Genomic DNA, 25,916 nt, shown 5'->3' with positions numbered 1-25,916 from the left:
AACAGGCGTATTGCTGGGTTTGGATTGTCTGAATAGCAGACGAATTTTGAGAGATTACAGAGCGAATCCCTTTTAAATCAATGGCTTAACGAGCTGGCACAAAGTGTGCAAGGTACGGTTTGCGGCGCTCGGCGCTGTGATTGTTCAAACCCAGGAGACAAGACATGACACACACCACCCGCCGCCTTGCGGTCATTGCGCTCGCCTGCACGGCCACGCTCGGCTTTGCCCAATCCAAGTCGGGCGAAATCCGCATCGCCCACGTGTACGACAAAACCGGTCCGCTGGAGGCCTACGCCAAGCAGACCCACACCGGGTTGATGATGGGCCTGAGCTACGCCACAGCCGGCACCATGGAGGTCAATGGCAAGAAGCTGGTGGTGATCGAGAAAGACAGCCAGTTCAAGCCCGATGTGGGCCGGGCCCAGCTGGCCGCCGCCTACGCCGACGACAAGGCCGACATTGCCATTGGCCCGACCGGCTCGGGTGTGGCACTGGCCATGTTGCCGGTGGCCGAAGAGTACAAAAAGATTTTGTTGGTGGAGCCCGCCGTGGCCGACTCCATCACCGGTGACAAGTGGAACAAATACATCTTCCGCACTGGGCGCAACAGCTCACAAGACGCCATTTCGAACGCGGTGGCGCTGGACAAAGCCGGCACCACGATTGCCACGCTGGCGCAAGACTATGCGTTCGGCCGTGACGGCGTGAAGGCGTTCAAGGAGGCGGTGAAGAACGCCAAGATCGTGCACGAGGAATACCTGCCGACCAACACCACCGACTTCACCGCCGGTGCTCAGCGTCTGATCGACAAGCTCAAAGACCAGCCGGGTCGCAAAGTCATCTGGATCATCTGGGCCGGTGCCGGCAACCCGTTCAAGATCGCTGATCTGGAACTGAAGCGCTACAACATCGAGATTGCCACCGGCGGCAACATCTTGCCCGCCATGGCGGCTTACAAGCAGTTCCCCGGCATGGAAGGCGCCAGCTACTACTACTTTGGCTTGCCCAAAAACCCGGTCAACGACGCGCTGGTGGCCGAGCACTACCGCCAGTTCAAGACCCCGCCCGACTTCTTCACGGCCGGCGGTTTCTCTGCCGCCATGGCGGTGGTGACTGCGTTGAAGAAAACCGGTGGCGACACCAACACCAACAAGCTCATCAGCACCATGGAGGGCATGAGCTTTGACACCCCCAAAGGCAAGATGACCTTCCGCAAGGAAGACCACCAGGCCATGCAGAGCATGTACCACTTCAAGATCAAGGTGGACCCCGCGTTTGCCTGGGGCGTGCCTGAGCTGGTGCGCGAGATCAAGCCGGAAGACATGAACATTCCGATCCGGAATAAAAGGTAACACCCCCGCGCCGCGCCCAAGGGCGCGTCACCCCCTCCAGGGGGCAACACCTGCGGCCCAGCGAAGCCGGTTCCGCGGTGTTCCCGAAGGTCGCGGCATTTGCCGCGACCGAACTGCCTCTCCCTGTCGGAGATCCCATGCTTGAAACCTTTGATCTCACGGTCCGCTTTGGCGGGCACGTGGCGGTGAACGCTGTGTCCTGTGCTTTCCAGCCCGGCACGCTGACCGCCATCGTCGGCCCCAACGGTGCCGGCAAAACCACCTATTTCAATTTGATCTCGGGCCAGATCAAGGCCAGCGCAGGGCGTGTGCTGCTGGGTGGCCAAGACATGTCGGGCCTGGGTGCGCCAGCCCGCGCACAGGCGGGGCTGGGCAGGGCGTTTCAGCTCACCAACCTGTTTCCCAACCTGACGGTGCGCGAAAACGTGCGCCTCGCGGTGCAGGCCAAGGCGGGGGCGGGGCTCAACCTCTGGCGCATCTGGAGCGACCGCAAGGACCTGCTGGAGCGCGCCGACCAGGTGCTGGAAACCGTGGCGCTGGTCGACAAGCGCGACGCCCTGGCATCCAGCCTGCCGCATGGCGACCAGCGCAAGCTGGAGGTGGGCATTCTGATGGCGCTGGAGCCGCTGGTGTTCATGTTCGACGAACCCACGGCCGGCATGAGCGTGGACGAAGCGCCGGTGATTCTGGACCTGATCCGCCGCCTCAAGGCCGACAAATCCAAGACCATTTTGCTGGTCGAACACAAAATGGATGTGGTGCGCGAACTCTCCGACCGCATCATCGTGCTGCACAACGGTGAGCTGGTGGCCGATGGTGACCCGGCCACAGTGATTGCCTCACCGGTGGTGCAGCAGGCTTACCTGGGCATCAACCCCGAAGACAAAGAAGAGGCGACTGTATGAGCCCCCACACTCCACCGCTGCGCGGGTCGTTGCCCCCCGAGGGAGCTGATCCGGCTTGGGGCGGCCCGGCACCGGATCGGACGCAGCCCTTGCTGAAGCTTGATGGGGTGCACACCCACATCGGGGCCTATCACATCCTGCACGGTGTGGACCTGCAGGTACCCGCCGGGCAGCTCACCATGCTGCTGGGCCGCAACGGCGCGGGCAAGACCACCACGCTGCGCACCATCATGGGCCTGTGGCAGGCCAGCCAGGGCACGGTGCAGCTGGACGGCCAAGACATCACCCACCAGCCCACGCCCGACATTGCGCACAGCGGCGTGGCCTATGTGCCCGAGAACATGGGCATCTTTTCTGACCTGTCGGTGCGTGAAAACATGCTGTTGGCCGCACGCGGCGCCCGCAACCTGAACGAGATCGACACGACCCGGCTCGAATGGATTTTTGGCCTGTTTCCCGCCATGAAAAAGTTTTGGTTGCACCCGGCGGGCAAGCTCAGCGGCGGGCAAAAGCAGATGCTGGCCGTGTCGCGCGCCATCATTGAGCCGCGCAAGCTGCTGCTGATCGACGAGCCCAGCAAGGGCCTGGCACCGGCCATCATCCAGAACATGATCGAGGCTTTTCGCCAGCTCAAAGCGGCGCAAACCACCATCTTGCTGGTGGAGCAAAACTTCAATTTCGCCCGCCAGTTGGGCGATTCGGTGGCGGTGATGGACGACGGGCGTGTGGTCCACAGCGGCAGCATGGCCGAGCTGGCCGCCGACGAAGCGATGCAGTCGCGTTTGCTTGGCCTTTCCCTGGGGAGTCACGCATGATCCAACTCAAAGACCTCGACTGGAAGCCCATGGCACTGGTGCCGGCGCTCGCGCTGATCGCGTTGCCGCTCACGGGCAGCGCCTCCACCTGGCTCACGCTTACCGTGGCCGGCCTGGCCATGGGCATGATCGTGTTCATCATTGCCTCGGGCCTCACCTTGGTGTTTGGCCTGATGGACGTGCTCAACTTCGGTCATGGCGTGTTCATTGCGCTCGGTGCCTTTGTGGCCACCACCGTGCTGGCCAGTATGGGCAGCTACACCACGGCCGACAGCCTGTGGCTCAACCTGATGGCGCTGTTTCCGGCCATGCTGGTGGCCATGGCGGTGGCGGGAGCGCTGGGGCTGGCGTTCGAGCGGTTGATCATCCGCCCGGTGTACGGCATGCACCTCAAGCAAATCCTCATCACCATGGGTGGCATGATCATTGGCGAAGAGCTGATCAAAGTGTTCTGGGGCCCCGAGCAAATTCCCTTGCCCTTGCCCGAGGCCTTGCGCGGCTCCATTTTGTTGGGTGACGCGGCGGTGGCCAAATACCGGCTGCTCGCCGTGCTGGTCGGCGGCACCGTGTTTGCCGCCATGGTCTGGACGCTCAACCGCACCAAGGTCGGCCTGCTCATCCGGGCGGGTGTGCAAGACCGTGAAATGGTCGAGTCGCTGGGCTACCGCATCAAGCGCCTCTTTGTGGGGGTGTTCGTTGCGGGCAGCGCACTGGCCGGGCTGGGCGGCGTGATGTGGGGGCTGTACCAGGAAACCGTGATCCCGCAAATGGGGCACCAGGTCAACGTGCTCATCTTCATCGTCATCATCATCGGCGGTCTGGGTTCCACGCTGGGCGCCCTCATTGGCGCGCTGCTGGTGGGGCTGATGGCCAACTACACCGGCTTCCTGTTCCCCAAAGTGGCGCTGTTTTCCAACATCGCGCTCATGGTGGCCATCTTGCTGTGGCGCCCACAAGGCGTGTACCCGGTCACCAGCCGGTGATGAACACCCCCCGCGCCGCCTGCGGCATCACCCCCCAGGGGGCGCAGCCTGGGCCCGGCAAAGCCGGATCCACGGCTGCCCTGGGCTTAGCTTCCCCGATCTCCGAGGTTTGACCATGCTGAACCGTTTGCTCTCTAACGACCTGCCGCGCAGCCGCTGGCTGGCGGCTCTGCTGCTGGTCCTGTTTCTGGGGCTGGCCTTCGCGCCCTTCCTGTTCCCTGGTGTGAAGGCGCTCAACGTGGCCGCCAAGGTGCTGATCTTCATTGCGCTGGTGGCCAGTTTTGACCTGCTGCTGGGCTACACCGGCATCGTCAGTTTTGCCCACACCATGTTTTTCGGCATCGGCGCTTATGGCGTGGCCATTTCCCTCAACGCGGCCGAGAGCCCAAGCTGGGCCGCGCTGGGCTTTGGCGTAGTGGCTGCGCTGCTGGTGTCCCTCGTGCTGTCGCTGGTGATCGGGCTGTTTTCGTTGCGGGTCAAAGCCATCTTTTTCGCCATGATCACGCTGGCCGTGGCCACGGCGTTCCTCACGTTGGCGTCCCAGTTGTCCGACTTCACCGGCGGTGAAGACGGCCTGAGCTTTTCGGTGCCCGAGCTGCTGACCCCAGGCTTTGCGCTGATGGAAGAGCCCCTGCAAACCCCGCTGGGCGAGGTCGACCTGAACGGACGCTTCATCACCTACTACCTGCTCTTCGGGGTGGTGTGCGCCATTTTTCTCACGCTGCTGCGCATCGTGAACTCGCCGTTTGGCCGGGTGTTGCAGGCCATCCGCGAAAACGACTTTCGCGCCGAAGCGCTGGGCTACCGCACCGTCGTTTACCGCACGCTGTCCAACGTGTTGTCGGCCAGCTTTGCCACGCTGGCCGGGTGTTTGCTGGCGATCTGGCTGCGCTACAACGGGCCCGACACCTCGCTCTCGTTTGAAATCATGCTCGACATCCTGCTCATCGTCGTGATCGGCGGCATGGGCACGATGTACGGCGCGGTCATTGGCAGCGTGCTGTTTGTGTTGGCGCAAAGCTACCTGCAAGACCTGCTGCGCCTGGCCGGTGGTGTCGCCGAAGGCTTGCCGCTCTTGCCCGCCTTGCTCACGCCCGATCGCTGGTTGCTCTGGCTCGGCGTGCTGTTCGTGTTGTCGGTGTATTACTTTCCCACCGGTGTGGTGGGCAAGCTCAGGGAGCGGGCCGCCCGCCTGCTGCGTGCCCAGCCCGCAGGTGGGCCGGCCGGCGCTGTGCCGCCCACCGTGCGGCGCCACTGAGCCATTTGCTCACACGCGGCTTTTTTCCAGTCACCGGGTCTGAACACCATGAACATCCCCGCCATTCCACAGTCGCGCTACCTGAGCTGCGAAGGCCGCGAAATCCACTTCATGGACTGGGCGCCCGCTGCGGTGGACCAACCCCCGGCCTGCCCGGTGGTGGTGGCGTGGCACGGCCTGGCCCGCACCGGGCGCGACATGGACGCGCTGGCAGCCCACCTGGCCGGGCAGGGCTACCGCGTCATCTGCCCCGACACCATTGGCCGCGGCCTTTCGCAATGGAGCCCGTTGCCAGAAACGGAATACTGCCTGGCCTTCTACGCCCGCCTGGCCGCAGCCCTGGCCGACCAGCTGGGCCTGGCCCGGTTTCACTGGGTGGGCACCTCCATGGGCGGGGCCATCGGCATGGTGTGCGCGGGCGGGGCGCTGCAAGGGCGCATCGAGCGACTGGTCATCAACGACATCGGCCCCCAGCCCAACCCGGTGGCCATCGACCGCATCCGCAGCTACGCCGGCAGCCCGGCCGCGTTCGACACCGTGAGCGAGCTGGAACAGTACTTCCGCACCGTCTACAAGCCCTACGGCTTCCTCACCGATGCGCAATGGCGCCTGCTCACCGAAAGCTCGATGCGCCGCCTGCCCAACGGCCGCGTGACGCCGCACTACGACCCGGCCATGGTGATGCAGTTCACCCACCACCCGGCCGACTACGACTTGTGGGACGACTTCGAGCGCATCACGGCCCCGGTGCTGTGCCTGCGCGGTGCGGATTCTGACCTGCTACTGCCCGAAACCGCAGAAGCCATGCGCTACCGCGGCCCGCGCGCGCTGGTGGTCACCATTGCGGGCTGCGGCCACGCGCCGGCGCTGAATGTGCCGGACCAGCTGGAGCTGGTAGGGCGGTTTTTGACGGGGCGGTGAGGGTTGGTTTGAGGGCTGATCGTCGCGGTGCGCTTGAGGGGTACATCTCGGCCCGGAGCGGTCGGTTGCGACTTGAGTAAATACGCCATCAATGGTGCGGAGACTGCTCTTTCCCACACCCGGCTATCCGTTCTGGAAATGACATGATTCGGTAACTATTCAATCAAAAAATTTGATGACACAAACGTTTGAAGGGCACTGCCAGTGCGGCGCCGTGGCCTATCGAGTGACGGGTGTGGCTGCGACTCTGTTTGCGTGTCATTGCACTGACTGTCAGCGTCAATCCAGTAGCGCATTTGGCATGGCACTTTGGGTCAAAGAACCTTCGGTAGAGCTTTTGTCGGGTGCACCAAAAGAATGGATACGCACGATGCCTTCGGGGCGACGAATGTCTTGCCAGTTTTGCCCCGACTGCGGTTCTCGCTTGTTCCACAAGGCTCTCGGACAGACGCATCTCTTGAGTATCAAACCAGGCACCTTACGCGACACTACTCGTTTGAAGCCGGCTGGGCATATTTGGGTTGAGAGCAAGCAGAAGTGGTTTCAAATCGACAACGACACTCTGCAGTACTCCCGCAACCCTGATTCATTTGACGACCTGATTTGTGCTTGGTCAGCCGTTGATGATGCAGCGAGAACTTCATCCAACTAAATTTCTTTGACCGTCTGACGCTGTCACTCATCACTGCTCGTGAAGGTCAGCCGATGGCCGTCAGCAGTCAGCCAACCGCATCAGGTCAACAAACGCAACCGTTGTCGATCGGTTCGGCAGCTTGCTGAGATACGTGGTTTTAAGGGGTGGAGCCTGCCACCCCAACCCCCTCAATCCTTCGCACCCATCGCCAATGCCCGTTCCCGACTGGCGTTCAGCGCCATCGGGTCGTCGGCCTGTTTCGTGGGCCAGCCTTGCAGGTGGTTTTCCACCAGATCGGTCAGGGCGCGAATCCAGTCGGGGCTGTCGTTCAGGCAGTCGATGTAGCTGAACTGCTGGCCGCCCGCGTGCAAAAACGCCTCGCGGGCTTCCATGTTGATTTCTTCCAGCGTTTCCAGACAGTCGCTGGTGAAGCCGGGGCACACCACGTCCACGCTTTTCACGCCTTGCTGGCCCATCGCAATCAGCGTCGGTTCGGTGTAGGGCTCCAGCCACTTGGCCTTGCCAAAGCGCGACTGGAACGTGACCTTGTAGCGGTCTTTGGACAGGCCGAGTTTTTCGGCCAGCAGGCGGCCGGTCTTGTGGCATTCGCAGTGGTAGGGGTCGCCCAGCTCCAGGGTGCGCTGGGGCACGCCGTGGAAGCTCATCACCAGTTGCTCGCTCTGGCCGTGGTGCAGCCAGTGGTGTTGCACCTTTTTGGCCAGCGCGTCGATGTAGCCTGGGTCGTCGTGGTAGCGGTTGATAAAGCGCATTTCGGGCAGCTGGCGGGCCTTCAGCCCCCACAGTGCCACGCCGTCAAACACGCTGGCGGTGGTGGTGCCGCTGTATTGCGGGTAGGCCGGCACCAGCAGCACGCGCGTCATGCCCTGGGCCTTCAGCTCGTCGAGCACGGCGGGAATGGACGGGTTGCCGTAGCGCATGGCGTAGCGCACCGTGACCTGGTGGCCGCGCTCGCCCAGGTAACCGCGCAGCAGCGTGGCCTGTTTGTCGGTCCACACTTTCAGCGGTGAGCCTTCGGGCGTCCACACCGTGGCGTATTTGGCGGCCGACTTTTTGGGGCGCACGCGCAAGATGATGCCGTGCAGGATCAGCCACCAGATGGGCTTGGGAATCTCGACGACGCGGTGGTCGCCCAGAAACTCGGCCAGGTAACGGCGCACGGCCGGGGCGGTGGGTTCGTCGGGGGTGCCCAGGTTGCACAGCACAATGGCCGTGCGCGCGGCTTGACCATGCGAAAAGGGGGGTTCTTTGTGAAATGCCATGCGCTATTCTCCCGCAGACATGAAGACCCCCACCGCCACTCCCCCAAGCACCGCCGCCTCGGCCGTAGTCGAGCTGGATGTGTCGCGCATACGCGCCGTCACGCTCGACCTGGACGACACCCTCTGGCCCATCTGGCCCACCATTGCCAGGGCTGAAAACGTGTTGCAGGCTTGGCTGGCCGAATACGCGCCCGCCACCGCCGCGCTGTGCGCCACACCGGGCGCGCTGCGCGAGGTGCGCAACCACATGAACACCACGCGGCCCGACCTGGCGCACGACATGAGCGCGCTGCGCCGCGAGTCGATTCGGCTGGTGTTGCAGCGCGCTGGCGACGACCCGGCGCTGGCCGAGCCGGCTTTTGAGGTGTTTTTTGCCGAGCGCCAGCGGGTGGAACTGTTTGCCGATGCCTTGCCCGCGCTGGCCTTTCTCAGCAGCCGTTTTCCGGTGGTTGCGGTGTCCAATGGCAACGCCGACGTGCACCGAGTGGGGCTGGGCGCGCATTTTCGAGCGGCACTGAGTGCGCGCGAATTTGGCGTGGGCAAGCCCGACCCGCGCATTTTCCACGCCGCAGCCGAAGCCGCCGGCGTGAGCCCCGCGCAGGTGCTGCACATTGGCGATGACGCCCACCTGGACGGTGTGGGCGCGCTCAACGCCGGTATGCAGGCCGCCTGGCTGAACCGCGAAGGCCAGCCCTGGAGCCATGGGCCGCAGCAGCCGCACACCACCGTGGCCGACTTGCTGGCGCTGTGCCGCCAGTTGGGTTGACTTTCATTTCAGGACCCCACCATGAGCCTCACCATTTACGGTATTCCCGCCTCCCGCGCTGTGCGCCCCCTGTGGGCCGCCACCGAGCTTGGCTTGCACTTTCAACACGTCAACCTGCCTTACCAGGGCGGCGCCACCCGCACGCCCGCGTTTCTGGCGCTCAACCCCAATGGCCATATTCCGGTGGTGGTGGACCAGCGGCCCGCCGAGCAGGGCGGCGAGGTGGTGGTGTGGGAAAGCATGGCCTGCGCGCTGTACATTGCGCGCCACCACGGCCAGCCCGATGGGGTGAGCATCACCCCGGCCAACCCGCGCGAAGATGCCGAGGCCCTGCGCTGGAGCTTTTGGGTGGTGACCGAAGCTGAGGCCGACGCACTGACCGTGCTCATGCACCGCATGGTCATGCCCGCTGAGCGGCGCAAGCCCGAGCTGGCCGAGGCCGCCGAGCGCCGCCTGGCCGTTCCGTTCGGTGTGATCGAGCAGCACCTGGGACGCCAGCAGGGCGCAGGTGCGGCCTACCTCGCCGCGGAGCGCTTCACCGTGGCCGACCTGTGCGTGGCCAGCGTGCTCAACTGGGCGCGCCCATCCCACGCCCTCATGACCGCGCACCCGCTCACCCACCAGTGGATCGTGCGCTGCATGGAGCGGCCCGCGCAAGTGGCGGTGAAGGCTTTGGGGCAGGCCTGACGGCCCAATACGGGTTCAGCGCGGCTGTACCCGGCACTTGCTTAGCGGATTGGCTGGCAGATGTCGAGTGAAAGACTCGGATATCATTATATGAAAAGCCGCAGTATTTGCGTGCGAATTAGATGAAAAGCTATATTAGCTGGCTAAGTTCAATCCAACGCCCTGTTGGTTGAGCGGCTGGTCACCTTGTTTGCAGCAGCGTTCGTTTTCTCCAGGTCGTTGGGTGTGCTTATCGCACCCATCGGCGCCGCGCGTCGGTGGGTTCCTCACACCGACACCGGAGAAAACCATGAAACCCACCCCCCAACTGGCTTTTGCCCTGATCGCTTCAGCGGCCCTGATGGCCGCCTGCGGCAAAAAAGACGAAGCCCCAGCCGTGGCTGAGCCATCGGCCGCGTCTGCCGTCTGCGGCAAGGTCACGGTGGCCAACATGAACTGGCAGTCGGCTGAAGTGCTGGCCAACATTGACAGCATCATTTTGGCCAAAGGCTACGGTTGCGAGGTGGAGCTGGTACCCGGTGACACCATGCCCACGCTGACCGCCATGATGGAAAAGGGCCAGCCCGACGTGGCGCCTGAGGCCTGGATCAACGCCGTGCGGCAGCCGCTGGACGCTGCCGTGGCCGAAGGCAAGCTGCACTACGCGGCCCGCTCGCTGACGGACGGTGGTGTCGAAGGCTGGTGGATTCCCCAGTACGTGGCCGATGCGAATCCCGCCATCAAGACCATTGACGACGCGCTCAAGCACCCCGAACTGTTCCCCTCGGCGGAAAACAAAGGCAAGGGTGCGGTGCACAACTGCCCGTCCGGCTGGAACTGCCAGATCACCACGGGCAACGCCTTCAAGGCCTGGGGTGCGGCTGAAAAAGGGTTCGTGTTGCTGGACACCGGTTCGGCCGCTGGCCTGGACGGCTCGATTGCCAAAGCCTACGAGCGCAAAGAAGGCTGGCTGGGCTACTACTGGGCGCCCACCTCGATCCTGGGCAAATACCAGATGGTGAAGCTCGACGCCGGCGTGCCGCACGACAAGGCTGCGTTCGAGGCGTGCAACAGCAAAACCGAATGCGACAACCCGGTCAAGACCGACTGGGCCCGTGCCGAAGTGTTCACTGTGATGACCGATCGCTTTCAAAAAGCAGGCGGCCCGGCTGTGGCCTACCTCAACCAGCGTGCCTGGGGCAATGACACGGTGAACGGTTTGCTGGCCTGGATGAGCGACAACCAGGCCACGGGGGCCGACGGTGCCGCCCACTTCCTGAAAACCCAGCCTGAAATCTGGACCACCTGGGTGTCGCCCGAGGCGGCTGAAAAGATCAAGGCCGCTTTGTAAAACGGCCCCACGTCCGGTGGCGCAGCTCCTTTTGCGGGCTGCGCCCATGCGGCGGCCGATGCTTTGAAAAGCGCCGCGCCGCCGTTTTTCTTTAGTCCTAGGAGAGACGATGTCCTGGCTCCATGAATTTCCCTCGCTGGGCTCCGAGACGCTCAGCGCCATGCGCCGCGCCATCGACGGCAGCTTTCGCAGCTTTACCCGAGCCTACGGCGAGCCGCTGGAGCGGCTGTTTGATCCGCTGCGCGACTTTCTGCTGTTTTCCGAACGGCTGTTGACCCAGTCGCCCTGGCCCATCGTGGTCGGCGTGATCGCGCTCATTGCCTGGCTGGCCTCGCGCTCCTGGAAAATTGTTGCCGGCACCGTGCTCACCCTGCTGCTGATCGGGCTGTTTGGCATGTGGGACGACACCATGAAGACCATTTCGATGATCTTCGTTTGCACTTTGGTGGCTCTGGCGCTGGGCTTGCCCATTGGCGTTGCCATGAGCCGCTGGGACCGCCTGCAAAAGCTCATCAGCCCGTCGCTCGACGTGATGCAGACCATGCCCAGTTTTGTGTACCTGATTCCTGTGGTGATGCTGCTGGGTATTGGCCGCGTGCCGGGGCTCATCGCGGTGGTGATCTACGCCATTCCGCCGGTGATCCGGTTCACCAATCTGGGTATCCGTCTGGTGAACAAAGACCTGCTGGAGGCGGCCGATGCCTTTGGTGCGTCCACCTGGCAAAAAATGAGCAAGGTGCAGTTGCCGTTGGCGCTGCCCACCATCATGGCGGGTGTCAACCAGACCATCATGCTGTCGCTGGCCATGGTGGTCATCGCCTCGATGATCGGCGTGCAGGGCCTGGGCCAGCCGGTGCTCAAGGCCATTTCCAACCAATACTTCACGCTGGGTGTGCTCAATGGCTTGGCCATTGTGGGCATCGCCATCATTTTTGACCGCGTGTCGCAGGCCTACGGCAAGCGGCTGCAGCGGCACCTTGAGGTGGTGCACCAGTGAGAACCCCCCGCGCCGCTTGGCGTCACCCCCCCAGGGGGCGACACCTGCCGTCTGGCGAAGCCAGCCCGGCGGCGTCTCTGGGTGGTGCATGTCGCGTCGGAAGCGTTTGTGCCCCCGTGCCGCTGCGCGCCACCCAGCTGGACTGCCCCGCCCTTTTCTGATCGGAGCCATCGTTGATGCAAAACCCCCTTCAAACCGCCGCGCTGTCGGCCAGCCTGCCGGCTGCGCCCACGGGCATTTCCATTCGCCATCTTTACAAGATTTTTGGACCCACGCCCGACAAGTTTCTGGAGGCCGTGCAGCAAGGCATGAGCAAGCAGGAGCTGCGCGACACGCACGGGCATGTGCTGGGCCTGCGCGACATCAACATCGACATGCCGTCTGGCGGCATTCAGGTGGTGATGGGCTTGTCGGGCTCGGGCAAGAGCACGCTGATCCGCCACATCAACCGCCTGATCGACCCCACGGCAGGCGAGCTGCTGGTGCCTGTGGATGGGCGCGAGGTGGACGTGGTGAAGATGAACCAGCGCGAGCTGCTGCGCTTTCGGCGCGAGCAGACGGCCATGGTGTTCCAGAACTTTGCGCTGTTCCCGCACTACACCGTGCTGGAAAACGCCGAATACGGCTTGCAGGTGCAGGGCATCAAGCACAAGAAACGCCGCGAAAGCGCCATGCGCTGGATCGAGCGCGTGGGCCTCAAGGGCTACGAAGACAGCTACCCCAACCAGCTCTCGGGCGGTATGCAGCAGCGCGTGGGCTTGGCCCGTGCGCTCACCAACGACGCGCCCATTTTGCTGATGGACGAGGCGTTTTCTGCGCTCGACCCGCTCATTCGCAGCGACATGCAAAGCGTGTTGCTCGACCTGCAGCAAGAAATTGGCAAGACGGTGGTGTTCATCACCCACGACCTGGACGAAGCCTTGCGCCTGGGCGACCGCATTGCGATTCTGCGCGATGGCGAGGTGGTGCAGCAGGGCACCGGGCAGCAGATTGTGTTGAAGCCAGCCAACGACTACATCGAAAGCTTTGTGCGCGATGTGAACCGGGGCCGCGTGATCCGTTCGCGCACGCTCATGGTGCCGGGCGCCCGGGTGGACGGGCCCGATGTGGACCCGAGCCTTGTGATTGAAGAAGTGGCCCGCCTGTTGAGTGCCGACAACAAAGAGGTTGCCAATGTGGTCACCAGCAAGGGCAAGCACCTGGGCACGTTGAGCATGAGCGACATCATTGGCGCCATCGTGCCGCCCAACCCGGAGGCGGCTGCAGCGCCGGTGGACTGACCGGACGGCACCCTAAAAAAGCGGCGGCCTCTCGGGGTACGCCACTTTTTTCAGACGATCAGCCGCTCACCAGCCCCAGAGCAGGGTCTTGGCGATCCAGCCGCCCGGGCCGTCAGCGCGTTCCACCCGCACCCAGTCGGCGCGCTTTTCGCGGGTGCGCAGCAACTCGCCGTAATCGGCCTTGCCGACCACGCGGTGCTGCGTGCCCGGCCCGCTACGGATGTTGGCCACCTTGGCTTTGACGACATGGTGCGGGGCTTTGCCTGTGAGCGAGCGCGCCACCCAGCCGGTATCACCTTCAAAATCACGCACCTGCAGCCAGTTGCCTTTGCGCTGCGTGACTTGCAGCGGGTAGCCCCTTTTCAGCTCCCACAACACAGGCGCATTGGTGCCAGGGCCGCTGCGCATGTTGAGCGTGCTGCCGCTCACGCTGACCATTTGCTGGGCGGGTTGGGCCTGTACCAGGGGGCTGGCGCAGAGCACGGCGATGCACAGGCTGGCTGCGCTCAGGCGTCGTCGGGTGGGGGTGGTCCAGGTCATGGGCAGGGGCTCCTTTTCTATCGGTTGCAAAAGTGGGGTGTTTCAGCAAGGAAACACCGAGCACTTGGGAACCGCAACCGCCCCAGAGGTTCCCCTGAAAATGCGCTGCCGTTTGGTGAGCCTTCGCCCGCTCAGCGCAGGCTGCGGCGCGAGCGTCCGACGATGCCCGCGCGCAGGCAGGCGCGGCGGTAGGCTTGCAGCGTGTGTGCGGCCCGCCCGAGCACGCTGTTTTCCGGGTAGGCCACAGGCTCGCCGGGTGCCGTGGGCAGGCCCGTGACCATGCCGGTCATGAGCGCCAGCCCGTCACTGGCATGGGTTGCGGTGTGGATGTGAAAGCGGCCTTGCGCCACCGCGTCGACCACGGCGGGGTCGAGCATCAGGTGGCGCAGGTTGCGCGCTGGTATCAGCACACCTTGCTGGCCGTCCAGCCCGGCAGCGTCGCACACGCGAAACCAGCCTTCTATTTTTTCGTTGATGCCGCCCACCGGCAGCACCTCGCCGTGCTGGTTGAGCGCGCCGGTCACGGCAATGCCTTGCAGCAGCGGCACGCCGGCGAGTGACGAGAGCACCGCAAACAGCTCGGCGCACGAGGCCGAGTCGCCTTCCACGCCGTGGTATTCCTGCTCGAACACGATGGAGGCGTTGAGCGCCAGCGGGGCCAGATGGCCAAACAGGGCGGTGAGGTAGCTGTGCAAAATCAGCACGCCTTTGTCGTGGATGGGGCCCGACATTTCCACCTCGCGCTCGATGTTGAGCAGCCCCTGGTTGCCGGCATGGGTGCGCGCGCTCACGCGCACCGGCAGGCCAAAGCGCCAGTCGCCCAGGTCGATCTGCGTCAGGCCGTTGATCTGGCCGATTTCGCTGCCTTGCCAGGTGATCAGGCGCTCGCCGTCGGCAATGGATTCGCGCAGGCGTTGTTCGGGGTAGTCGTGGCGCAGTCGGCGCGCGGCCAGGGCGGCGTCCACGTCGGTGGCTTCCACACGGCTGGCGGCGCGGGCGCGGCACAGTGCGGCGCTTTCGGCCACCAGCGCTTCGGTGCGTGCAAAGATGGCGCTTTGGCGGGCCTGGTCGTCCACCTCGCGGTGCGCGTCTTCCAGCAAGCGGGCCACGGCCGCTGCCGACAAAGGCGCCAGGCCGTGTTTGCGGCAGGTGTGGGCCACAAACACGGCGGTGGCCTGGCGCGTGTCGTCGGTGGCCGCGAAGCTTTCTGCGAAGTCCACCTTGACGCGAAAGCGCCGGGCAAATTCGGGGTCACCTTCTTGCAGCGCGTAGTAGTGTTCCACCGACCCGATCAGGATGAGTTTGACCTCCGCGTCCACCGCCTCGGGCTGTAGCGACACGGCCGCCATGGGCATCAGCGCTGCGCCTGGTTCTTCAATTTGCACGCGCCCGCAGCGCAAGTAGCGGCGCATCTTTTCCCAGGCCTGCGGGTCGGTGAGCAGGTCGCGCAGGTGCAGCAGCAAAAAGCCACCGTGCGCTTTCAACAGACTGCCGGCGCGCACGCGCGAAAAGTCGGTCATCAACACGTCTTCTTCGGCCTGGTATTCGATGCTGCCAAACAGCGCGTGTGTGACCGGGTTGTCTTCCGCGATCACCGGCGCACCGCCAAGGCCGCTGTTGTCCACCACCACATTGACTTGGTAGCGCATCAGCAGTTGCTCCAGCGCGGCCATGCGCTGTTCGTCGTCTTCTTCCTGCACGATGAAGAGTTCAATGTGCTCCAGCACGTCGTGCAGCACGCGGTCTAGGTAGTGGCTGAGCTTTACCGAGTCCTTGATCTGCTTTTTCAGGCTGACCCGGATGTCTTGCAGCTCGTGGTCGAGCAAGGGCTTGGCCACCTGGCGGCGCAGCGCGGCCAGGCCCTCGTTCATCACGCGGGCCAAGGGGCGGGTTTTTTCCAGAAACTGCCCAATCTGCTCGCGCAGCTCGGCTTCGGCCTGGTCCACTTCGGCGCGGCGCTCGCGCGAAAGGCTGTGGGCTTCGGTCGCGGTCAGCGCGTTGCCGCTGTCGCCCATGAGCGTGAACACCAGGTGGCCCTCTTCGCGAAACAGGTGAAAGTGGCGGGCTTCGGCAAACGCCTCCAGTGCGGCAAACGCGCGCGACTCTTCACTCTTGTAGGTGCTTTCAATGCGCTCGCTCTCGGCCTTGAAGTCCTCGCTGTCCAGGCGCAAAGGCACGTCACGCTGCAGGGTTTTGCACAGCTGCTGCATCAGCTGGCGCAGCTGGCGGCCTTGGCCGGGCGGCATACGCAGGGCGCGTGGGCGCTCCGGGGTGTCAAAGTTGTGCAGGTAGCACAGGTCGGGCGGCACCGGCCGGCTGGCGGCCACGGTGTGCGCCAGTTCGCGCAGCAAGGTAGACCGGCCGCTTCCCACCTCGCCCAGCACAAACAGGTGGTAGTCGGGCTGGTCCATCGCCATGCCAAAGCGGGCGGCCTTTTCGGCGCGCTCCTGGCCGATCCAGCGCACCGGCTGCGCCAGCAGCTCGCTGGTGTCTTGAAAGCCCAGCGAGGCGGGGTCGATGGTCCGGCGAAGCTGTTGGGGCTGGAGCGGGGTGGTGGGCATGCTGACCTTTCTACCGGCGGTGACCGGCTTTGCCGTTGATGTGCATCAAAGCAGGCGCGCGGCTGCCAGCCCGCTGCGCACCGCGCCTTCTAGCGTGGCGGGGTAGGGTCCGTCCACATAGTCACCCGCCGCCCACAGGCCCGGGGCAATGGCCTGGGCGGGGCGCTGCAGTCCCGGTGTGCAGGCAAAGGTGGCGCGCTTGTCCACCACGGTCTGCATGGGTTGCAGGCTTGCAAGACCTAACTGCCGCGCAGCTTGCTGCAGCACACGGGCCTGAAGCTCGTCGCGCTCGCCTTCGCTGGCGCTGATGACAAAGGCCAACACGCCCTGGGCGGTGGGGTCTTGCGGGTTGAGCTGACCGCGGTCAAACACAAACTGGGCGGGTGCGGCATGGGCGCTGGGCTCGGCACGCAAAGCCAGCATGGGCGAGGCCAGCCGCACGCCGGGTGCCCAGGCGTACACCGTGGTGATGGCTGTGAAATGCAGCGCCTGAGCGGTGTCGGCCCAGCGGTCCAGGCGCTCGGCCAGCGCGGGTGCTTCGGCCTGCGTGCTGTGGGCGGCCCCGCGCATGGCCTGGGCCGCAGGGCTGGCGGCGGTGGCCCACACCACGCGGTCAAAACGCGCTTGCCAGCCACTGCCTTGCAGCTGCCAGCCACCGGCCTGCGGCTGCAGGCCCAGCACCCGGGTGCCCAGGCGCAGCCGGGTGCTGCGGCCGTGTTGCGCTTGCAGCCACTGCACGGCGGCGTTGGGCAGCAAGGCGCTCAAGTCGGTCCGCGGCAGCAGCAAGCTCGACCCGGCCCAGCCACCAAACCCAGCGCCAAACAGCGCGTCGCGCATGACGCACAGAAACACCTGGGCGCTGGCTTGCGCAGCCGGCAGGTTCAGCGCTGACACACACAGCGGCTCAATCAGCTCGTCCATGACCCGCTGGGGCAGCGTTGCACACAGGCTGGCCACCGTGAGCGGTGGTGCGCAGGCAAAACCGGCGCGTTGCCAGCCCAGCGAAGCGCGAACCAGCGCCCAGCGCTCGCGCCAGCGCCAGCCCTTTGCTGTGGCAATGGCGGCCACCGCGTCCAGCGGCGCCGGCCAGCGCGCAGCCCAGCGGGGCGTTTGAAGGCCTGTGCCGTCGGGGTAGGGCAGCGCCAGCGGCAAGCACAGCAGCGCGCTGGCTGGTGGCACACCCACGCGTTCCATCAGCGCCAGCGTGTCGGCGTAGGCGCCTATCAAGATGTGCTGGCCGTTGTCCAGGGTGAGCGCCACACCGTCGGGCCGCTGGGCGGGCAGCGCGCGGGCGCGCCCACCCAGGGTGCGGGTGGCTTCAAACAGGGTCACGTCCCAGCCGGCCGCTGCGGCCTCCACCGCAGCGGCCACACCGGCCCATCCGGCGCCAACGATGGCGAGCTTCATTTCGAGTTTCCCGATGGGGGCATCGGTTGGGTGGTGGTGGCTGGATGCTTCATCGCTGCGTTGTGCTTTGGCCTGAGTGTACGCAGCCCTTTTCATGGCGATGGCCTGGCTCAGCCGCTGGACCGCGCGCATGCCTTTTTAAGGCCACCTTAATGTTGGGAGGGCAAGGTGGCGGGGCGATGTCGCAACCACTTTCAAAGGTTTTCCATGATGCGTTCCACCCGCCGTGTTTTCATGATGCAAGTTGCCGCTGGCAGCGCCCTGCTGGGCGCTGCAGCCGCCCAGGCCCAGGGGGCTCCGCTGGTGAACGAAAAAGACGCCCAGGCGGTTTCGCTGGGTTATTTGGCCGATACCACCAAGGTCGATGGCAAAAAATACCCGAAGCATGCCGCTGCTCAAAAATGCAGCAACTGCATGCTGTTCACAGGCAAGGCTGGCGACGTTTCGGGTCCTTGCGGCATTTTCCCGGGCAAGGCCGTGGCCGGTAACGGCTGGTGCAGCGCATACGTCAAAAAGGCGGGCTGATGCCCCACCACACGGGTGGGCCAACCCCGCCCCTGGGCGCTCGGCTTACAGCCGGCCCAGCGCCTGGACTTTCCACGCCAGCCAAAACTTGCGCAGCGGCGTCAGGCTCACGCGCTGGGTCAACACCAGCGTGGGGTCTGCCGCAATCTCCTGCAGCAGCGTGCGGTAGATGCTGGCCATCATCAGGCCGGGCTTCTGGCTGCGGCGGTCGGCTTCGGGCAGCATGGCCAGGGCTTCTTCGTAGGTGCGCAGGGCGCGCTCACACTGAAACTGCATCAGCGCAGTGAAGCGACGCTGAAAGTCGGCCGCGTCGGTGCCGGGCGCCTTGCCGCGCTTGAGCAGTTCGTGGGCCTTCACGTCAAAACGCTGCAGCTCGTTTACCGGCAGGTACACCCGCCCGCGGGTGGCATCTTCGCCCACGTCGCGGATGATGTTGGTGAGCTGAAACGCCAGGCCCAGCCGGTGGGCAAACGCGGTGGTTTCGGGCACGGTCTGGCCAAAAATGCGGGCGGCCACTTCGCCCACCACGCCGGCCACCAGGTGGCAGTATTGCTGCAGGTTGGCGAAGTCAAGGTAGCGGTTTTGGTCCAGGTCCATCTGGCAGCCGTCAACCACAGCCAGCAGGTGCCGCGCTTCGATGCCAAACGGGGCGGTGTGCGGCATCAGGGCCAGCATCACCGGGTGGCTGGGCTCGCCCCCAAAGGCTTGCGCCACTTCGCGCCGCCACCAGGCCAGCGTGGTCTGCGCCACGCCGGGGTCGCTCACTTCGTCCACCACGTCGTCCACCTCGCGGCAGAAGGCGTAAAACGCGGTGATGGCCGCGCGCCGCTCGGGTGGCAAAAACAGAAAGGCGTAATAAAAGCTGCTGCCCGAGGCAGCAGCTTTTTGCTTGACATAGTCTTGTGGATTCATGGGCGCTCTGAGTGTAATCAGCCCGATCAAACGGGTTCCACCCGGAATGCTTGGCCGGCTTGGCGTGGCCGCATGAACGCCAGATACAGCAGCGGCACCACAAACAAGGTGAGCAGCGTAGAGAACGCCAGACCCCACACGATGCTGGCGGCCACCGGCCCCCAGAGCAGGCTTTGCCCGCCGATGCCGAAGGCCAGCGAAAACAGGCCGCCGATGGTGGTGGTGGTGGTGATGAGAATGGGCACCACGCGCCGGCGCGCGGCCTGGATGATGGCGTGTATGGTGCTCATGCCGCGCTGCATGCGGTCGTTGGCAGCGTCAATGAGCACGATGGCCGAGTTGACCGCAATGCCGGTGAGCGCGATCACGCCGTACAGCGTGTAGAGCGACAGCGGGTTGTTGGAAATGGCCAGACCAAAGGCCACGCCGGTGAAAGCCAGCGGCACGGTCACCAGAATCATCATGGGTTGCCAGTAGCTTTTGAACTGCGCTGCCAGGATCAGGTAGATGATGCCCACACCCAGCAAAAAGAGCTGCTGCATGGCGGCCAGGCCTTCCTCGATGTCTTCGAGCTCGCCCGAAAAGTCCAGGTCCACGCCGGGGTGCTGCGCGCGAATGGTTTCCCAGCCGGCCTTGATCAGGTCGTTGGCCGCTTTTGTGTCGGTGATCTCTTTGTCCAAATTGGCCTCCACCGTGGTGGTACGGCGCAGGTTGTAGTGGCGAATGAAGCCGCGCCCGGGTGTGGCTTCGGCTTGCACCAGGGCGCCCAGGCGGGTGGTCTGGCCGTTGGGCAAGGCAATCGGTTCGTCCAGCAGGCTGACCGGGTCCACGCGCAGATCGTCGGGGCCGCGCAGCGCTTGGTCTGAGCGCACGCGCAGCTCGATCTTGTCGCCCTCGTCGCGGGTGAAGGCGACCACCTCGCCGTCCACCGCCAGGCGCACCAGGCGCGCCACCTGGGCGGCGCTCAGGCCGGCGTCGCGCAGGGCGTCGCGGTCCAGGCGCAGTTGCAGCTGCGCGCGCCCGGGCAGGTTGTCGTCTTGCACGTCTTTGGCGCCGGGCACCGTGGCCACGAGGGTTTTGAGCGCGTCGGCGGCGGCTTGAATCTGGTCGAAGTCGTCGCCGCGCACCTTCACGCTGATGGCCTTGCCCGCGGGCGGGCCGCCTGAGAGCACGGTGAAGCTCTTGCGTCCCGGGCCGCTCAGGCCTTCGATGCGTTGGCGCATGTCTTGCACCACCTGCTGCACGTCGCGCGAGCCGTCGGTGCGGGGGTTGAGCGACACAAACACCTGACCATACAGATCGCCGTACACCGGCTCGGTTTCGGTGAACTTCAAGCCGGCGGTGGAGGTGACCGCGCGCGCTTCGCCGTCCAGACCCACGCCACGCAGCTGCTCGCGCACCGCCGCTTCTACCCGCTGGGTTTCGGTCAGCGTGTCTTCCAGTGACGCGGTTTGCGGCATGTCCACGTTGACGTAAAACGCCCGGATCGGGTCGAAGGCAAAGAACTGCACCCGGATCACGCCAGTGACCAGCAGCGCCACCGCTGCTGCCACCGCCAGGGCGCTGACCAGCGCGGAGCGCTTGGGACGGCGCAACACATAGCCCAGCGCCTGCCCGTAGCGCAAGCGAATAGCCCGGTTGAATCGCTCGCGCCAGGCTTGTACGCGCGACGGTCGGTCAAAGCGCACGCCAATGGCGCTGACGTGAACTGGCATCATCCAGAACGCTTCAATGAGCGAAATGGCCAGCGCCAGCGTGACCACAAAGGGAATCACAAACATGAACTTGCCGATGATGCCGGGCAGCAGCATGAGCGGCAAAAACGCCGCCATGGTGGTGGCCACCGACGCCAGCACCGGTTTCCACACCTCGCCAATTGCATCCAGGCTGGCGGCCAGTGCCTCTTGTCCGCGCTGCATGCGGTAGTAAATGGATTCGACCACCACCACCGCATCGTCCACCAGCATGCCCAGCGCGATTACCACACCCAGCAGCACCGACACGTTGACCGTGTAGCCCATGGCCGAGAGCACGGCGAAGGTGCCGAGCAAAGAAAACGGAATGCCCAGTGTGACCAGCAGCCCGATGCGCCAGCCCAGAAACGCCCAGCACACCGCCAGCACCATGAGCATACCCACGAGGGCGTTGGTTTGCATCACGTTGATGGCGTCGCGGGTGGGCACGGTCTGGTCGTCGGTCAGCACCAGTTGCAGGCCGGCGGCGGCGAGCACGCTGTTTTGGGTCGCCAGATAGGCGTTGAGTCGGTCCACCAGCTCCAGGGTGTTGGTGCCCGACTTTTTCGTGACTGCTAGCGACACGGCCGGCTGGCCGTTGGAGGCCGCGTATTGCGAGGCCGGGGCGCGGGCGCGCTCAATGCGCGCCACCTCACCCAGCCGGGCCGACACACCGGGTCGCATGCTGGATGCCACCGGCAGGCCTTCAAGAGCCTGCGGGTCGGTGAGCACGCCCTTGACGCTGATGGACCAGGCACCGTTTTGCGTTTTCAGGGTGCCGCCCGAGGTGTCGCGCCACCAGGCCGACACCGTGTCGGCCACGTCTGAAGCCAGCAGCCCGCGCGCGGCCAGTGCCTGGGCGTTGGGGCTGATCAAAATTTCGGGCTCGCGCAGGCCGGATGCAAACACCTGGTCCACGCCACCCATGCGCTCCAGGTCATCTTTGATGCGCCGCGCGTTCAGGCGCAGGGTTTCGTCGTCGGCCTGTCCCAGCAGCATGAGCGCGGCGGTGGGAAAGCCGTTGCTGGTGGTGATCTCCAGAATCATCGGGTCGCGCGCCTCCCGGGGCAGCTCGCTGGCGGCTTTGTTTTGAATCTCGCGGCGCAGGTCGGCCATGCGCTTGTCAAAGGTGCGTTCGTTGATTTCGCGAAATCGCACCAGCAGGCTGGCCACGTTTTCGCGCGAATTGCTGATGACAAAGCGCACGTCGGCCACGCCTTTGATGCCGTCTTCCAACGGGTTGGTGACGAGGCGTTCCACCTCTTCGGCGCTGGCGCCGGGCAGCACGGCGGTGACGCTGACCCAGTTGAAGTTGACCTCGGGGTCTTGCTCGCGGGGCATGGTGTTGTAGCTCACCAGACCGAGCAGCAGCACCACCACAAAAGCGATGTTGGCCAGTGGGTGGTTGGTGAGCAGGGCGCGCAGGAATTTCATGGGGTGTTCCGCCTTATTGGCCCGCAGGCTGTGCGTCGATGGCCTGGGCGTTTTGCAGCGTGGCCTGGCCGCGCACGATCACCACCGTGTCGGCCGGCAGGGCCACGGCGCTGGCGCGGCCCTCTTGCGCGCGGGGCAGCGGCACAAAGCGCGCCGTGGCTTGGGCGCCACTGCCTTGCTGCACAAACACACCCAGCCCGTTTGGGCGCCTCACCATAAGGCCCGGCGGCAGGTGCGGGGCGGCTTCTTGCCAGCGCAGAGTGCCGCTGGTGCCGGCCGCTGGCGCTGTGGCCGCGTCGGCAAACGCCAGGCGGGCGGCCTGGGTGCGCGCGGGTGCGGTGACGGTGGATGCCACGCGCAGCAGGCGCACGGCGTGGCTGGCGCCGGGCGTTTCAAAACGCACGGTGCGGGCGGCGCGCAGCCCGGCCACGTCGGCTGGGCTCAGGGTGGTGGCCAGCTCAGCGGGGCCACTGTCGGTCAGCACATACAGCACGCTGCCGGGCGCCACGGCCTCACCGGTTTGGGCCGGGCGTTCGGTCACGCTGGCGTCGAACGGCGCGCGCAGCGTGGTCTTGCTGAGCTGGCGCTGGGCGGTGGCCAGCTGGGCGCGGTTGGCGCTGGCTTCGGTTTGCAGCAGCGCCACCTCGGTTTCACGCTGCGCCAGCGCTTCTTGCGAGAAAAACCCCTGCGCCACCAGGTCGCGCGAACGCTGCAGCTGCGCTTGCGCCAGCTTCAGGCGCGCGGCGCTGGCATCCAGTGCTGCCTGGGCGCGCTGCACACCCAGTTCAGCGTCGCGCGGGTCGATCTGGGCCAGCACCTCGCCGCGTTTCACGGTGGCCCCCACATCGGCGGTCCAGCGCAGCAGGGTGCCCGCCGTCTCGGCCGACAGGCGCGACACGTTGCGCGCCACCACGCTGGCCGGGGCCTCGCGCTCGGGTTGTACCCACACGCTGTCGAGCCGGGCCACGCCCACCAGGGCGCGCGCCGGGCTGCTGGCTGCAGGCGCGGCGGGGGTGGCTTGCGCCCAGGCGGTGTTCATGCCCAGCAGAAGGCTGAGCGTGAGCGCGCTCCCCAAAGATCCAGCCCAGCGAAGTCTGAATTTCCGTTCGGGGTGCGCTTGTCGCAGGGCAGGCTCAGGGCGAACGGTTGCTACTTCATGGGGCCAGAGCCCTAGGTGCCTGTGCACTGGCGCGCTGAAAAGGTGGGTTGGCTGTGTTGTCATGGGGCTTCCTGGGGCTGTTTTTTGGGGTGTCGGGTTGCGGGGCGCGCTGGCGCGGGTCACATCCACAGCGCACGCCAGAGCAGGCGCGGCACATCGGCTTTGCTCAGCGTGGGGCGGGTTTGCCAGCTGCGGTGATCAGCGGCTGCGATGGCATCCAGTATGCGCAGCCCGCCTTGCACCACCAGGCGCAGTTCCCAGCCGGCGCGCCCCGGCACGCGGCGCGCCAGCGGGGCGCCCATGTGCATCAGGCCGCGGGCGTGGGCACAGAGCTCGGTCACTACGGCTTGCTGGGCGCTGGGTGTGCCCTGCGGTGGTTGTTCGCTGGCGTGCATAAAGTCGGCCACCTGCACGCCGTGGCGCTGCAAGGCGTCGGTGGGCAGGTAGATGCGCCCACGCGGCAGATCCACGCTGATGTCTTGCCAGAAGTTGATCAGTTGCAAAGCGCTGCAGATCTGGTCGCTTTGCTGCAGCGACGCCGCGTCGTGCACGCCATACAGGTGCAGCAGCAGACGGCCCACCGGGTTGGCCGACAGGCGGCAATAGGCCAGCAGCTCGGCGGTGTTGGCGTAGCGATGGCCGCTGGCGGTGTGGCGCACGTCTTGTTCAAAGGCGCTGAGCAGGTCGTGCAGCCGTTGGGCGGGCAGGGCGTGCTGTGCCAAGGCCTGGCCCAGGGGCGCAAAAACGCCGGCCCAGCGCCCCTGCACGGCGGCCCCAGCCAGGCAAGCATCCAGGGCGCCGCGGTAGGCCGCCAGCTCGGCCAGGCGCTGCTCGGCAGTCGCGTCGCCTTCGTCGGCGATGTCGTCGGCCGTGCGGGCGAAGTGGTAGATCGCCACGATCGCCGGGCGCAGATGTTGGGGACAGAGCCACGACGCCACCGGAAAATTTTCGTAATGCGCCACTTGTGCCGACAACGGCGCATCTTCCACGGGTTGTGCCGGTGGTTCGGCGGGGGCTGGATGCGGCATTGGTTCAGGCATGTGGGGCTTGGCGGGGCGGCAGGGTGGGCTGGTGGTCGCTGAGTCTGACAGGGCTTGGCATGCACGCAGTGCTTTGGGGCCTCACCCTGGTCGCTGCCAGGCCGTTGGCTAAGCACGCAATTGCACTACAATTTTGCTTACTAACCAGTCGGTCATTAATTTACCAGAGCCGCCCCAACGGCTTTGAATCGGCTTCCCGGCAGAACACAGCTCCACCACTCTGGCCCTGGCCACGCCGGTATCGAGCACCCCATTTCACCACCGCTTGTTCACTGTTTCCATGAAAACACCGCATTTTGTCCTCATCATGACCGCCGCACTGGCCTTGGCCGCCTGCTCGCGCCCGGAAGCACCGCAGGAGCCGGTGCGCTCCGTCAAGCTGCTCACGGTGAGCGCCGGGGCGCTGGGCGCCCGGAGCGAATACGCCGGCGAGGTGCGCGCGCGCACCGAATCGCGGCTGGGCTTTCGGGTGGGTGGCAAGCTGGTGCAGCGCCCGGTCGAGGTGGGGCAGCGCGTGGTGGCGGGCCAGTTGTTGGCCCAATTGGACGCGCAAGACTTCGCCCTGGCCAACCAGGCGGCCCAGGCGCAGGTGAGCGCTGCGCAAACCCAGCGCGACCTGGCGGCTGCCGAGCTGAAGCGCTTCACCGACTTGAAGGCGCAGGGCTTTGTGAGCGGTGCTGAAATTGAGCGCCGCCAAGCCACGCTGCAGGCGGCTAACGCGACCCTGAAACAAGCGCAGGCCCAGGGCGCGGTGCAAGGTAACCAGGCCAGCTACACCCGCTTGCTGGCCGACGCCTCAGGCGTGGTGCTGGCGGTGGAGGCCGAGGTGGGCCAGGTGGTGGCTGCAGGCACGCCAGTGGTGCGCCTTGCTCGCGACGGCGCACGCGACGTGGTGGTGGCGGTGCCCGAAGACCGGCTGGCGCGGTTGCGCACCGGGCAGGCTGCACAAGTGCGGCTGTGGGCTGGCGCGGGTGTGCCCTTGGCCGCTGCGCCGCTGCAGGCCAGCGTGCGCGAAGTGGCGGCCGCCGCAGACCCGGCCACCCGCACCTACCAGGTCAAGCTGGCGCTGCCCGAAGGCGTGCAGGTGCCGCTGGGTGCCACGGCTTACGTGGCGTTTGCATGGGACGGGGCTTCGGCGCCGGCGGTGGTGAAGCTGCCCACCAGCGCGCTCATGCGCTCAGAGGCGGGCGCACCGTCCACCACTTCGGTGTGGGTGTTTGACGCGGCCACCAGCACGGTGCAACCGCGCCCGGTGGTGGTGGCCGGGGCCGATGGCAACGACATGGTGATTGCCAGCGGCCTGAAGCTGGGCGAAGAGGTGGTGGCTGCAGGCGTGCACGTGTTGCAGCCTGGCCAGAAGGTGACGCGCTTTGCTGGCGCTGCCACACAGTGAG

22 protein-coding genes are annotated in these 25,916 nt (G+C 65.4%); 14 read left to right on the top strand and 8 right to left on the bottom strand.

Annotation, left to right across the window (positions count from 1 at the left end):
• The first annotated feature begins 164 nt into the window (after positions 1 to 164).
• From ACTG4K_RS05805 to ACTG4K_RS05775, 7 genes are all read left to right on the top strand, one after another.
• A complete protein-coding gene (locus ACTG4K_RS05805; protein WP_439113253.1) occupies positions 165 to 1,355 on the top strand; it encodes a substrate-binding domain-containing protein in 1,191 nt (396 codons plus the stop codon).
• Between the two features lie 137 nt (positions 1,356 to 1,492).
• On the top strand, positions 1,493 to 2,260 hold the full coding sequence (locus ACTG4K_RS05800) for an ABC transporter ATP-binding protein (RefSeq protein WP_439113252.1): 768 nt from the start codon (positions 1,493 to 1,495) through the stop codon (positions 2,258 to 2,260).
• Entirely contained in the window at positions 2,257 to 3,075 is an 819-nt protein-coding gene (locus ACTG4K_RS05795; RefSeq protein WP_439113251.1) for an ABC transporter ATP-binding protein, read from the top strand. The genes ACTG4K_RS05800 and ACTG4K_RS05795 overlap by 4 nt, the downstream gene beginning before the upstream one ends.
• Positions 3,072 to 4,058 (top strand): branched-chain amino acid ABC transporter permease, encoded by a 987-nt coding sequence (locus ACTG4K_RS05790; protein WP_439113250.1) that lies wholly within the window; start codon positions 3,072 to 3,074, stop codon positions 4,056 to 4,058. Before ACTG4K_RS05795 ends, ACTG4K_RS05790 begins: the two co-directional genes overlap by 4 nt.
• A 115-nt stretch (positions 4,059 to 4,173) precedes the next feature.
• Complete coding sequence (locus tag ACTG4K_RS05785; RefSeq protein WP_439113249.1) at positions 4,174 to 5,316, top strand: branched-chain amino acid ABC transporter permease; 1,143 nt, start codon at positions 4,174 to 4,176, stop codon at positions 5,314 to 5,316.
• Positions 5,317 to 5,364: 48 nt separating this feature from the next.
• A complete protein-coding gene (locus ACTG4K_RS05780) occupies positions 5,365 to 6,237 on the top strand; it encodes an alpha/beta fold hydrolase (protein WP_439113248.1) in 873 nt (290 codons plus the stop codon).
• A gap of 175 nt (positions 6,238 to 6,412) precedes the next feature.
• On the top strand, positions 6,413 to 6,889 hold the full coding sequence (locus ACTG4K_RS05775; protein WP_439113247.1) for a GFA family protein: 477 nt from the start codon (positions 6,413 to 6,415) through the stop codon (positions 6,887 to 6,889).
• A 170-nt stretch (positions 6,890 to 7,059) separates the two neighbouring features.
• On the opposite strand, the gene hemH is transcribed toward ACTG4K_RS05775, so the two are convergent.
• Positions 7,060 to 8,151: a ferrochelatase gene (gene hemH / locus ACTG4K_RS05770; protein WP_439113246.1), complete on the bottom strand. Its 1,092-nt coding sequence runs from the start codon at positions 8,149 to 8,151 to the stop codon at positions 7,060 to 7,062.
• A 19-nt stretch (positions 8,152 to 8,170) separates the two neighbouring features.
• Here hemH and ACTG4K_RS05765 point away from each other — a divergent pair, with 19 nt between their 5' ends.
• The 5 genes from ACTG4K_RS05765 (at position 8,171) to ACTG4K_RS05745 (ending at position 13,211) form a co-directional block, all read left to right on the top strand.
• Positions 8,171 to 8,917, top strand: a complete 747-nt coding sequence (locus tag ACTG4K_RS05765) for an HAD family hydrolase (RefSeq protein WP_439113245.1) — start codon at positions 8,171 to 8,173, stop codon at positions 8,915 to 8,917.
• 21 nt (positions 8,918 to 8,938) lie between these two features.
• Positions 8,939 to 9,604: a glutathione S-transferase family protein gene (locus ACTG4K_RS05760; RefSeq protein WP_439113244.1), complete on the top strand. Its 666-nt coding sequence runs from the start codon at positions 8,939 to 8,941 to the stop codon at positions 9,602 to 9,604.
• A 289-nt stretch (positions 9,605 to 9,893) separates the two neighbouring features.
• Positions 9,894 to 10,934 (top strand): ABC transporter substrate-binding protein, encoded by a 1,041-nt coding sequence (locus ACTG4K_RS05755; protein WP_439113243.1) that lies wholly within the window; start codon positions 9,894 to 9,896, stop codon positions 10,932 to 10,934.
• A gap of 109 nt (positions 10,935 to 11,043) precedes the next feature.
• A complete protein-coding gene (locus ACTG4K_RS05750) occupies positions 11,044 to 11,931 on the top strand; it encodes an ABC transporter permease (RefSeq protein ID WP_439113242.1) in 888 nt (295 codons plus the stop codon).
• A gap of 176 nt (positions 11,932 to 12,107) precedes the next feature.
• On the top strand, positions 12,108 to 13,211 hold the full coding sequence (locus ACTG4K_RS05745) for a quaternary amine ABC transporter ATP-binding protein (protein ID WP_439113241.1): 1,104 nt from the start codon (positions 12,108 to 12,110) through the stop codon (positions 13,209 to 13,211).
• 66 nt (positions 13,212 to 13,277) lie between these two features.
• Here ACTG4K_RS05745 and ACTG4K_RS05740 read toward each other — a convergent pair whose 3' ends face one another.
• From ACTG4K_RS05740 to hpnE, 3 genes are all read right to left on the bottom strand, one after another.
• The gene (locus tag ACTG4K_RS05740) at positions 13,278 to 13,751 is read right to left on the bottom strand and encodes an SH3 domain-containing protein (protein WP_439113240.1); all 474 of its coding nucleotides are present in this window, start codon (positions 13,749 to 13,751) and stop codon (positions 13,278 to 13,280) included.
• Between the two features lie 131 nt (positions 13,752 to 13,882).
• The gene (locus ACTG4K_RS05735; protein WP_439113239.1) at positions 13,883 to 16,312 is read right to left on the bottom strand and encodes a Lon protease family protein; all 2,430 of its coding nucleotides are present in this window, start codon (positions 16,310 to 16,312) and stop codon (positions 13,883 to 13,885) included.
• Between the two features lie 45 nt (positions 16,313 to 16,357).
• Positions 16,358 to 17,719, bottom strand: coding sequence for a hydroxysqualene dehydroxylase HpnE (gene hpnE, locus ACTG4K_RS05730; RefSeq protein WP_439113238.1), 1,362 nt, complete (start codon positions 17,717 to 17,719; stop codon positions 16,358 to 16,360).
• Positions 17,720 to 17,926: 207 nt separating this feature from the next.
• Here hpnE and ACTG4K_RS05725 point away from each other — a divergent pair, with 207 nt between their 5' ends.
• Positions 17,927 to 18,244: a high-potential iron-sulfur protein gene (locus tag ACTG4K_RS05725; RefSeq protein ID WP_439113237.1), complete on the top strand. Its 318-nt coding sequence runs from the start codon at positions 17,927 to 17,929 to the stop codon at positions 18,242 to 18,244.
• A gap of 45 nt (positions 18,245 to 18,289) precedes the next feature.
• Here ACTG4K_RS05725 and hpnD read toward each other — a convergent pair whose 3' ends face one another.
• The 4 genes from hpnD to hpnC form a co-directional block, all read right to left on the bottom strand.
• Entirely contained in the window at positions 18,290 to 19,156 is an 867-nt protein-coding gene (gene hpnD / locus ACTG4K_RS05720; RefSeq protein WP_439113236.1) for a presqualene diphosphate synthase HpnD, read from the bottom strand.
• A gap of 26 nt (positions 19,157 to 19,182) precedes the next feature.
• Complete coding sequence (locus ACTG4K_RS05715) at positions 19,183 to 22,323, bottom strand: efflux RND transporter permease subunit (RefSeq protein ID WP_439113235.1); 3,141 nt, start codon at positions 22,321 to 22,323, stop codon at positions 19,183 to 19,185.
• Between the two features lie 13 nt (positions 22,324 to 22,336).
• Positions 22,337 to 23,362, bottom strand: coding sequence for an efflux RND transporter periplasmic adaptor subunit (locus ACTG4K_RS05710; RefSeq protein ID WP_439113234.1), 1,026 nt, complete (start codon positions 23,360 to 23,362; stop codon positions 22,337 to 22,339).
• 239 nt (positions 23,363 to 23,601) lie between these two features.
• Positions 23,602 to 24,522, bottom strand: a complete 921-nt coding sequence (hpnC, locus tag ACTG4K_RS05705; RefSeq protein ID WP_439113233.1) for a squalene synthase HpnC — start codon at positions 24,520 to 24,522, stop codon at positions 23,602 to 23,604.
• Between the two features lie 280 nt (positions 24,523 to 24,802).
• Here hpnC and ACTG4K_RS05700 point away from each other — a divergent pair, with 280 nt between their 5' ends.
• A complete protein-coding gene (locus tag ACTG4K_RS05700; protein ID WP_439113232.1) occupies positions 24,803 to 25,915 on the top strand; it encodes an efflux RND transporter periplasmic adaptor subunit in 1,113 nt (370 codons plus the stop codon).
• Position 25,916: the final 1 nt, after the last annotated feature.

It is taken from the genome of Hydrogenophaga sp., assembly GCF_965657535.1.
In the GTDB taxonomy this organism is placed as follows: domain Bacteria; phylum Pseudomonadota; class Gammaproteobacteria; order Burkholderiales; family Burkholderiaceae_C; genus Hydrogenophaga.
Note: the sequence above shows the minus strand (reverse complement) of the source record. Positions and strands in the feature narration are given on the sequence as shown.

What these genes read in the sequence shown, in the direction of transcription:
- ACTG4K_RS05805 (WP_439113253.1), top strand. Translation starts at nt 165, where the DNA reads ATGACACACACCACCCGCCGCCTTGCGGTCATTGCGCTCGCCTGCACG.
- ACTG4K_RS05800 (WP_439113252.1), top strand. Translation starts at nt 1,493, where the DNA reads ATGCTTGAAACCTTTGATCTCACGGTCCGCTTTGGCGGGCACGTGGCG.
- ACTG4K_RS05795 (WP_439113251.1), top strand. Translation starts at nt 2,257, where the DNA reads ATGAGCCCCCACACTCCACCGCTGCGCGGGTCGTTGCCCCCCGAGGGA.
- ACTG4K_RS05790 (WP_439113250.1), top strand. Translation starts at nt 3,072, where the DNA reads ATGATCCAACTCAAAGACCTCGACTGGAAGCCCATGGCACTGGTGCCG.
- ACTG4K_RS05785 (WP_439113249.1), top strand. Translation starts at nt 4,174, where the DNA reads ATGCTGAACCGTTTGCTCTCTAACGACCTGCCGCGCAGCCGCTGGCTG.
- ACTG4K_RS05780 (WP_439113248.1), top strand. Translation starts at nt 5,365, where the DNA reads ATGAACATCCCCGCCATTCCACAGTCGCGCTACCTGAGCTGCGAAGGC.
- ACTG4K_RS05775 (WP_439113247.1), top strand. Translation starts at nt 6,413, where the DNA reads ATGACACAAACGTTTGAAGGGCACTGCCAGTGCGGCGCCGTGGCCTAT.
- hemH (WP_439113246.1), bottom strand. Translation starts at nt 8,151, where the DNA reads ATGGCATTTCACAAAGAACCCCCCTTTTCGCATGGTCAAGCCGCGCGC.
- ACTG4K_RS05765 (WP_439113245.1), top strand. Translation starts at nt 8,171, where the DNA reads ATGAAGACCCCCACCGCCACTCCCCCAAGCACCGCCGCCTCGGCCGTA.
- ACTG4K_RS05760 (WP_439113244.1), top strand. Translation starts at nt 8,939, where the DNA reads ATGAGCCTCACCATTTACGGTATTCCCGCCTCCCGCGCTGTGCGCCCC.
- ACTG4K_RS05755 (WP_439113243.1), top strand. Translation starts at nt 9,894, where the DNA reads ATGAAACCCACCCCCCAACTGGCTTTTGCCCTGATCGCTTCAGCGGCC.
- ACTG4K_RS05750 (WP_439113242.1), top strand. Translation starts at nt 11,044, where the DNA reads ATGTCCTGGCTCCATGAATTTCCCTCGCTGGGCTCCGAGACGCTCAGC.
- ACTG4K_RS05745 (WP_439113241.1), top strand. Translation starts at nt 12,108, where the DNA reads ATGCAAAACCCCCTTCAAACCGCCGCGCTGTCGGCCAGCCTGCCGGCT.
- ACTG4K_RS05740 (WP_439113240.1), bottom strand. Translation starts at nt 13,751, where the DNA reads ATGACCTGGACCACCCCCACCCGACGACGCCTGAGCGCAGCCAGCCTG.
- ACTG4K_RS05735 (WP_439113239.1), bottom strand. Translation starts at nt 16,312, where the DNA reads ATGCCCACCACCCCGCTCCAGCCCCAACAGCTTCGCCGGACCATCGAC.
- hpnE (WP_439113238.1), bottom strand. Translation starts at nt 17,719, where the DNA reads ATGAAGCTCGCCATCGTTGGCGCCGGATGGGCCGGTGTGGCCGCTGCG.
- ACTG4K_RS05725 (WP_439113237.1), top strand. Translation starts at nt 17,927, where the DNA reads ATGATGCGTTCCACCCGCCGTGTTTTCATGATGCAAGTTGCCGCTGGC.
- hpnD (WP_439113236.1), bottom strand. Translation starts at nt 19,156, where the DNA reads ATGAATCCACAAGACTATGTCAAGCAAAAAGCTGCTGCCTCGGGCAGC.
- ACTG4K_RS05715 (WP_439113235.1), bottom strand. Translation starts at nt 22,323, where the DNA reads ATGAAATTCCTGCGCGCCCTGCTCACCAACCACCCACTGGCCAACATC.
- ACTG4K_RS05710 (WP_439113234.1), bottom strand. Translation starts at nt 23,362, where the DNA reads ATGAACACCGCCTGGGCGCAAGCCACCCCCGCCGCGCCTGCAGCCAGC.
- hpnC (WP_439113233.1), bottom strand. Translation starts at nt 24,522, where the DNA reads ATGCCTGAACCAATGCCGCATCCAGCCCCCGCCGAACCACCGGCACAA.
- ACTG4K_RS05700 (WP_439113232.1), top strand. Translation starts at nt 24,803, where the DNA reads ATGAAAACACCGCATTTTGTCCTCATCATGACCGCCGCACTGGCCTTG.